General features: G+C 46.2%; 7 protein-coding genes and 1 pseudogene. 2 read left to right on the top strand and 6 right to left on the bottom strand.

The annotated features are described in order from the left end of the window. Positions 1-152 precede the first annotated feature (152 nt). Positions 153-1,355 (bottom strand): alanine racemase, encoded by a 1,203-nt coding sequence (alr, locus tag QUB35_RS37895; RefSeq protein WP_333148086.1) that lies wholly within the window; start codon positions 1,353-1,355, stop codon positions 153-155. Positions 1,356-1,604: 249 nt separating this feature from the next. Here alr and QUB35_RS37890 point away from each other — a divergent pair, with 249 nt between their 5' ends. Continuing rightward, positions 1,605-3,185 (top strand): peptidoglycan-binding protein, encoded by a 1,581-nt coding sequence (locus tag QUB35_RS37890; RefSeq protein WP_333148084.1) that lies wholly within the window; start codon positions 1,605-1,607, stop codon positions 3,183-3,185. A 96-nt stretch (positions 3,186-3,281) separates the two neighbouring features. Here QUB35_RS37890 and QUB35_RS37885 read toward each other — a convergent pair whose 3' ends face one another. From QUB35_RS37885 to QUB35_RS37865, 5 genes and pseudogenes are all read right to left on the bottom strand, one after another. Continuing rightward, on the bottom strand, positions 3,282-4,301 hold the full coding sequence (locus tag QUB35_RS37885) for an S-layer homology domain-containing protein (RefSeq protein ID WP_333148082.1): 1,020 nt from the start codon (positions 4,299-4,301) through the stop codon (positions 3,282-3,284). A gap of 77 nt (positions 4,302-4,378) precedes the next feature. Next, positions 4,379-5,104, bottom strand: a pseudogene (locus QUB35_RS37880) (DUF3370 family protein); the annotation flags it as partial. Between the two features lie 526 nt (positions 5,105-5,630). Continuing rightward, complete coding sequence (locus tag QUB35_RS37875; protein ID WP_445252102.1) at positions 5,631-6,122, bottom strand: DUF3370 family protein; 492 nt, start codon at positions 6,120-6,122, stop codon at positions 5,631-5,633. A 146-nt stretch (positions 6,123-6,268) separates the two neighbouring features. Next, positions 6,269-6,493 (bottom strand): DUF3370 family protein, encoded by a 225-nt coding sequence (locus QUB35_RS37870; RefSeq protein ID WP_333148080.1) that lies wholly within the window; start codon positions 6,491-6,493, stop codon positions 6,269-6,271. A gap of 12 nt (positions 6,494-6,505) precedes the next feature. After that, the gene (locus QUB35_RS37865) at positions 6,506-7,348 is read right to left on the bottom strand and encodes a Uma2 family endonuclease (RefSeq protein WP_333148078.1); all 843 of its coding nucleotides are present in this window, start codon (positions 7,346-7,348) and stop codon (positions 6,506-6,508) included. A 116-nt stretch (positions 7,349-7,464) separates the two neighbouring features. Here QUB35_RS37865 and QUB35_RS37860 point away from each other — a divergent pair, with 116 nt between their 5' ends. Further along, positions 7,465-8,031 (top strand): competence protein CoiA family protein, encoded by a 567-nt coding sequence (locus QUB35_RS37860; protein ID WP_333148076.1) that lies wholly within the window; start codon positions 7,465-7,467, stop codon positions 8,029-8,031. The last annotated feature ends 76 nt before the right edge of the window (positions 8,032-8,107 follow it).

The raw sequence follows: 8,107 nt of genomic DNA, 5'->3' as shown, positions 1-8,107 counted from the left end.
AACAGGCAAGATGCCTGTTCCACAAAATATAAATTTTCTTGTGGAACAGGCATCTTGCCTGTTCATAAAAGGCTAATTGAGAATGGTCCAACATATGAGTTTAAACCGACTTTTGCTATGAGGCAGGGGTTTAAACCCCTGCCGGGCTATTGTTAATAGTGTACTGCTACGCGGGGCAATCGGTGTTTAAAACCGCAGAGAATTTCCCACGAAATAGTTCCTAAAGTCGCGGCCCAATCGTCAGCACTAATTTGATTTTCCCCATCTTGGCCCAACAGAGTCACCACTTCGCCAACTTCTAAATCGGGAATATCAGTTACATCCAGCATTAATTGATCCATCGTCACGGCTCCCACTTGCCGCACGAACTTACCCCTGACTAAAACCTGCATTTTATTAGAAAGATTGCGCGGAATACCATCTGCATAGCCGATACCAATTACGGCAATCTGTGTCTGACGCTGAGCTATAAATTGATAGCCGTAACTGACGCCGGTTCCTGCTTCAATTGTTTTCACCTGCGTTACCCTAGCTTTTACCTGCATTGCGGGCTTCAAATTGGATCTCGACTGTAAGTGAGGAGCTGGATAAAGACCGTAGGTAGCTAAACCGACTCGCACTAAATCGTAGTGCAAATCCGGGTCAGCGAGGGCGGCAGCAGAGTTTGCCAAGTGGAGGCGAGGGGGGTTAATTCCTGCTATTTTAATTTGCTCGATCGCCTGTTTAAACCGCTGGTGCTGCTCTCTCATAACTGTGGGGTCGGGACTGTCTGCAGTCGCCAAGTGAGAGTAAATGCTGGCTAATTTTAAATTGGGCAACCGATTGACTAATTGCACAAATTCTGTTGCTTCCTGCCAGGGCGTACCCAAGCGAGACATTCCCGTATCTAACTTAGCGTGAACTGGCAAAGATTGGTTAAGACCAGCGAGAACTTCCGAAAAAATTAGGGCTTGTTTGGCAGTACAAATAGTGGGCTGCAAGTGCCATTGGGCGATCGCCTTTACCTGTTGGGCTGTATGGGTTGCCCCCAACAGCAAAATCGGCGCTTCTATCCCAGCTTCTCGCAATTCTATTCCTTCGGGAATTGTCGCGACTCCCAGCCAACTAGCACCTGCTTGCAATGCTGTTTGACTGACTGCAACAGCACCATGCCCGTAAGCATCCGCTTTCACAACGGCCATCAGTTCTGTATCGGGAGATAAGAGTTTTTTAAGCTGTTTTACATTGTGAGTTAAAGCTGCTAAATCGATTTCTACCCAAGCCCGCTGGCAAAGTCCCCCGTTATCGTCCCACAGCAAAGTCTGGCGGGATTCTTTTGTCGTTGATTCTGCGGTTGTTTGTTCCCCACTCCACATTGTCGATCGCTCCTACTTGCTTACACCATTAAAAACTGCTCTAAAAACTGCTAGGATATTTTACCCTAAGTTTGATTATAATCAGATTTTTCCTTTAATCAATGTTATACAACTTTAAAAAAAGAATGCAACGGTCAGCAAGCTGCAAACCCATATTGCATCAGTCATTCGCCATCTAAAATCTAAAATCTAAAATCTAAAATGGTATTAACTGGTGTATCATAGCACCAAAAATACCCGGTAAAAACTATGGACGGACTGGCCTACCTACATTTAGCTGAAACTTGGGAAACGGCTGCGAGTCAAACTCGATCGACAAACTCAAAAATGCACCGGAATTTAGCCTCTGCTCCTTTACTTTTCTTTACGATCGCTCTCACAATTTTCAATTTAGTCAATCCCGCACTCGCCATCAAAAAAGGTGATTCAGGCCCGGAAGTTGCCAATCTCCAGCAAACTCTGCAAGCAGCAGGATATTTTCGCGGTAAGGCTACAGGATTTTACGGTTCTCTCACCCAGGCTGCTGTGAAAAAGTTTCAAGCAGAGAACAACCTGAAAGTTGACGGAATTGTCGGCCCTAAAACCTTGTCAGCGCTGAAAGGCAAGCCGGAAGAGGCGAGTAGTGAAGCTGCGGAAAAAATAGCGCCAAATGTCGATCGATCTTCGCCATCTCCTACCGCCACAGAAAACCCAAACGAACTCGAAGATACAACTAAAACTCAGCCCCAAGAACCTCTATTTCAAGAACCTTCTTTGCCACCATTTAAAACAGAAAATTCCGAGGAGCAAGAAACTGGATCGCAACCCCAAAGGCTAGTAAATCCTCCCGACAACACTCAAGGAAAAATGACCTTGAAAAAAACAATTTACGGCAACATCTCGCCCAAATCAATAGTTTATTCGGGAGATGGCTTGTTTTTTGCTCAAAACATGATGTACCGCCACACAATCACAGTTTACGACAGGAACTTTAATTTAGTCAAGACTATTCCCGATACAGTAAACTTGTCGAAGTTCGGCTTTTCTAGATTCAAAGGCAATTATAAAGGCTCTCCCGTAGAAGCTGCTTTTTCAACCGATGGCAAATATGCCTACGTCTCCAACTACAAAATGTACGGTTCGGGGTTTAGCAATCCGGGAACCGACAGGTGCTCTCCAGCAGCAAAACACGACCAAAGTTTTCTGTACCGCATCAATACCCAAACTTTGAAAATAGAAAAGGTAATTCCTGTAGGTGCAGTGCCGAAATTCAATGCTGTTTCGCCTGACAATCGCTTCGCCCTCGCGAGCAATTGGTGCAGTTGGGATTTGAGCGTAGTTGATATCAATAAAAATATCGAAATCGAGCGCGTGAAACTGGGTGCATATCCTCGGGGTATTGTTGTCACTCCCGACTCAAAAAATGCCTATGTTGCCATCATGGGTTCTTCCAATATTGCGAAAGTTAATCTCATAGACTTTTCGGTAGAATGGCTGAGAAATATTGGCAATGCGCCGCGTCATTTGACGATCGATCCCAACGGAAAGTATCTTTATGCCACTTTGAATGGTGAAGGAAATGTGGCAAAAATTGACCTAAAAACTGGTAAAGTGGTGGACAAAGTTTCGACAGGAAAAGCACCTCGCAGCATGACGATTTCCGATCAGGGAAAACTGCTTTATGTGGTCAACTATTTCTCGAATACTGTTAGCAAAGTTAGGACGAGCGATATGAAAGTGCTGCAAACAGTGAAGGTTAATTCAAGCCCGATCGGGATTACTTACGATCCGGAAACTAATCAGGTTTGGGTAGCTTGCTATTCGGGCAGTATTATGGTGTTTCAAGATTAATTTAGCAGCTTCGTAGTTAGAGCTTCAGTCCTGACTACAAACAAGAGCGATTAAATGTTATTGTGGGGCGTTGCTCTGAGCAACGCCCCTAATATATTACTTGGACAACTTTACAGGCTTCACCACATACTCAGAAGACTTAGCAGGTACTTGGCCTTTTTTGGCCATAGCTTGGTAAATCATGGCTGCTACTTCAGCGCGAGTTGCTGTTCTATTAGGCTGCAAAAGTGCGCGCTTCGGGTGATTGACAACAATGCCAGCTTCCGTGGCTGCTGCTACTTTGTTAACTGCCCATTTCGGCACTTTTTTCCTGTCTGTATAAATCTGTAAAGTTTTGCTTGCTTTCGCTGACTGTTTCAGGTTTAAACCGCTCGCTAAAGCTGTGATGACTTCCACACGGGGAATATTTTTGTCGGGACGGAACTCATTGTTTGGGTATCCTTTAAGATATCCAGCTTCGACGGTGTGGTCGATCGCGGGAGCGACAGGACTCTTGTCTTTTACGTCTTTAAAATCAATTGGTTTTCGGATCGGTTCTTTGTCGTCGGACATTCGCTGAATCAAGCGCGCTAGTTCGGCTCGCGTCATCGGTTCGTCGGGACGAAATTTGTTGTCGGTGGAATCAGCAAAGATTTTGCGATCGACTAAAGCTACAATGAACGGACGCGCCCAATATTTGTCTGGAACATCGGAGAATCTAACGAGCCCAACTTTGGGTTTATCAGCTTTCGGTTTGGTAATTGCTGGATTGGGAGTCGATCGCGCAATTGGCTTGGGAGGAACAACGATTACACCCACCGGAGGAGTTGCCGGTAAAATCCGCCCTAAAGGTGCAACAGGTGCGACATCCGGTTTTGACGGAACGGGGGTTGCAGCGGGCGATCGCAAATCCGAATTTGGCGATTCTGGCGTTAATATTCCCGGAGTCGCGGGCGTAACCGCAGGCTGAGAGAAAACGGCTGGAAATTGCCAATTTCTGGCATTCAATCGATCGGGATTTTTACCTGTTACCCAAAATAAAATTGCTCCCATCGTGCCGAAGGCAACCAAGATAGCAATCAATTCATCCAATCCTAGAGGGTTTCTTTCCCCTGACGGGGGTTGTGAAGAAGACATATTGTCACCTACATACTAATGTAGAAATTAAATCACATATTTTTTGGGTCTGGTAGTGACTGAAATAAATAAATCAACTATTCCAAAGTTCTCACTGTCAATACTTGCGGCGGCGTGGAATCGGGAGGATAAATAAAATCAACTTTTACCGATCGCGTTTCTGTCGCAGCTAACCTCAACTTTACCATCGGTTCCACAACTTGACCGAAACGGTGCCACAAATGCACGTAGCGAGTTACATCGTAACCTCCATCATCTTGGTAGCGCAGCCGCACAGTACCTCGAAAATAGGGAAAATCTAGGGGAGGTTGGCGAAATCGCAATCCATTTTTTGAGAGTCGATCTTCTTTTAAAGGCGTTTCCAAACTCACCGCTACCGTTTGCGGTTTTTGGGCAGTGTTATGCAGCGGCAAAATCAGATTGTAGTGTACGCCGTAATTGCCGTGGGCTTCGTAAGCAGTGTCGGGATAGCGCGCCAGCATTTTTCCGGCTTGCACTTGTTGGGTTCCCAAAGTGCCCCCGCGCAACGTAGAGATCGCATAGGATATCGCTTTTCCAGTCTGGGGAATTGCCAGATTTTTAGCATCGCGATCGACTAATTCCGCTTCCCATCCCGAACCTGCCTGTACCCCCGCCACGCGGCCGTAAATCAGGCTTCCCGAAGTCGCGTCGGGGGGAGTCGGGGTTTTGTCGCGGGGGCCTGCCAAACCGCCATTATTCAGCAATTGCTGCCATTCTTCCAGAGTTGGCGCGCGCTCGCCCCCATCAGCATTTTGAGGTGCATACATTGCCAAAGTAGCGGCTTGACACTCCCCGACCTAAAGGTGCAGGGATTCTTAATTCAGCGACTAACCTTTAAGTGTTGCGTCATGAAAGGCAATACTCCGACTTTTCAACCGTAGAATCCTACCAATTAACGAGCCTGAGCAAGCAGCCACCCCAGCGGGTCTGTCTCCAAAAGCGTACTAGAATACTTATCTAGAGTTTGGGTATGCCCTACCCTACTTAACAATCCTAAAAATAGTTTGTTTTGACTGGTTTAAGGCTTACTGAATTCAGCCTCTAGCTGTTTAAAGAGTTTTCGCTGCTCTGCGTCCCCCGGTTTATGCCTAAAAGTGTGTCTCATGTCCTGTTTCACGAGGGCATTGCGAATTTGACCTTGACTTTTATACTATAGCGGTTCTCAAGCGTGGTGAGGTATGCCCTATGCCCACGGAGGCCTATGCCCTATGCACGTCGGGTACCTCATGTTACTGAGAAAGGCTATATACCCCAGATATCGGAACTTACGGGACTTTTTTAAAAAAGTTTTAAGAAATTAAAGCTGTCCTAGAAGGACAGGGTTTTAAACCCAAATTTTTGATAAACCTTGCCGCTACTTTTGAGCCGCACAAAGGTAGAACGACCATTTATCGGCTTTTCCAGACCCCGCACGGGAATAGGGCGATTCATCAACAATGCGGTTTCTCCCGGTGCAATGAGCAGTTTTGCGGGAAAATCCGGCTGCCGCATTCCCCGCAAAACGTTATCGACAGCGCGAATCCCAGGGCCGGAATATACTTCGCCGTTGGGACTCTCACTTAGTGCTGGTTTTTGTTTGAACGGTGCGTCTGGTTCCATCAGGTAACTGGCTGCCTGTAACACTTCCACCGTCACGGGTTCGGATCTGGGATTGTAGAGCAAAGCTGCGATATACAAAGTGCGTAGATTTGCGGGAGTGTGAGAAAAGTGGTGAGCAAACAGGTTAAATTGCCCTTGAAAGGCGAAGTTAAGGTGAGCTGCGGGGACTTTTTTGCCGTCTGGGGGAAAGGTTGAGAGCAAAATGCCTTCTTTTTTGACAAGCGAATTTCAAAGGTGGTACCCGCCACGTGATTTATCCGTGGAATCAATCCCAAATCGAAAATCGAAAATCCTCAAGAAAGAGCATTTATCTCGCGCAAGTCAATCTAAAATCTAAAATCTAAAATCTAAAATCGATTGACCCATTCGGGACTGTTGCTGTTGAAGAGGGGGATATTGTCGAGTTTTCCGGGGAGCGATCGCACTTCGGCATCTAGTACAATTTCCTCTGGTGCTGGTTTTCCGGGAATAGATTGTACGGGTTTTTTGACGTACAACAATCCGCCGACTGCACAAAGGACGATCGTAGAAATGCCAGCAATTCGAGAAAAGAGATTTGGCTTCTGAATCATGAAAGTTAACTGTCAGCCCAATCTCTGTACATCTTCCACCGACAGCGACAGCGCCTGAGCCACTTGCTCTACAGTTAAACCCATTGCCAACAGTTGGGGAATAGCATCCCGTTGGGTTTGTTCTGCGCGATCGGCCCTTTGGCGTTCCTGTTCGGTATGGAGGCGTTCGAGTCTAGCTTGTTCGCTACCAGTTAACAACAAATTCCCCTGATTATCCCACCAACGCAACCATCGCTGATGCTGATTTTGATAGCTACCTTCCCACACACCTAACTCTACTCCCATCATGTCGATCGGATAATGTCCGCGATCGTTCGGTTGCAAACGGCGATAACGAGTATTCACCCAGTTATAGACTTCCAATTCGCTCGTTTTAATGATGTATATCGCATAGTAAGGAATGTGAATAATCTGCTCGTATACCCAAAACTTTCCGGGTTTCTGGTTGACACCTTCTGGTAAGCGAGATAAGGGAGTATTGTTTCGTTCTTCAGAGCCATTACCACTAGCAAATTCGATCGCAATCAATGGCACAATATACTCGCGCCAAATCACGTAAGAGCGGCGAATTTCCCCATCTATTAGGGGCGGAACGTTGGGAACGTAGAACCAGTCAGGTGCTTCGGCTCCCTTTTCTGGAGGGTCGGTTTCGCGCCAGTAAATGCCACAATCTTGCCCTATAGCATATTGTCCGTCGGGGTGAAGGGTTTGCAGTGTAGTTTCCAGGGAGTCGGTGAGTAGGATACTCTGGGGATGTTCTTGGAAGTTTTTCACAAACGTGCCGTCGGAGTCAGGTAGTTGGGTGTGATCGGGAAAGGCGGGGGGTAAGGTTGTGGGGTTGAGGCTTTGGGTCATGTCAGCTATCCGATGGTGAAAGGACAGATGCTCTATTTAAGTATAGCCATTGTATATCGAAGGGCTTTAAACTGTTTAATAGGCTCTCTGTCTATCGTTTAACTACAGGTGTGACCATGCCCTTAATTGCCAAAATCGCAAGCACTAACGAACGAGTAGACATTACAAAATTGAAAAATCCTCGTGCTGAACTGAAAGCAGGTGACTTAGTATGTCAGCTTTGTGGTAGTCCGATGATTATTAAGCAAGGGATGATCAAAAAACCTCATTTTGCCCACAAAGCAGAATGCACAAGCGATTACCAAAGCCATCCAGAAAGTCCTGAACATCTTGCAGGGAAAGAGTTGATAGCAAAAACTCTCAAGGCAGAACTGCCAGAGTACAGCCTTGCCCAAATAGAATATGAGTTTCCTATTCCTGAAGTAAGGCGGATTGCTGATGTTGTAGCAAAGTTTCCTAACGGGTGGATAGTCGCTCACGAGTGCCAACTAGCTTCAATAACAGTTGAAGAACTTGAAAAACGAACAGAGGATTACTTATATGCAGGAGTTGACGTTATTTGGTGGCTTGGCAAAGCTGCAAATACCAAGTCCAATCTCGATTGGTCTCACTCAAAGTTTGGATTTGCCCTCGTACTCAATTACGAGCAATTGTCCGCCCACGCTCAAGGAAGTCAAGATTAGGCGTTGCTGAGTTAGAGTATGAATAGGAGGAATAATTTATGCAATGCCCAGAATGTAAATCAACCCATATCCGTAA

Source organism: Microcoleus sp. B13-B6 (genome assembly GCF_036705405.1).
Lineage (GTDB): Bacteria > Cyanobacteriota > Cyanobacteriia > Cyanobacteriales > Microcoleaceae > Microcoleus.
The sequence above is the reverse complement of the archived record's forward strand: the minus strand, read 5'-3'. Positions and strand labels throughout refer to the sequence as shown.

Coding starts and splice junctions, on each gene's coding strand:
- alr (WP_333148086.1), bottom strand. CDS start 1,355: ATGTGGAGTGGGGAACAAACAACCGCAGAATCAACGACAAAAGAATCC.
- QUB35_RS37890 (WP_333148084.1), top strand. CDS start 1,605: ATGGACGGACTGGCCTACCTACATTTAGCTGAAACTTGGGAAACGGCT.
- QUB35_RS37885 (WP_333148082.1), bottom strand. CDS start 4,301: ATGTCTTCTTCACAACCCCCGTCAGGGGAAAGAAACCCTCTAGGATTG.
- QUB35_RS37870 (WP_333148080.1), bottom strand. CDS start 6,493: ATGATTCAGAAGCCAAATCTCTTTTCTCGAATTGCTGGCATTTCTACG.
- QUB35_RS37865 (WP_333148078.1), bottom strand. CDS start 7,348: ATGACCCAAAGCCTCAACCCCACAACCTTACCCCCCGCCTTTCCCGAT.
- QUB35_RS37860 (WP_333148076.1), top strand. CDS start 7,465: ATGCCCTTAATTGCCAAAATCGCAAGCACTAACGAACGAGTAGACATT.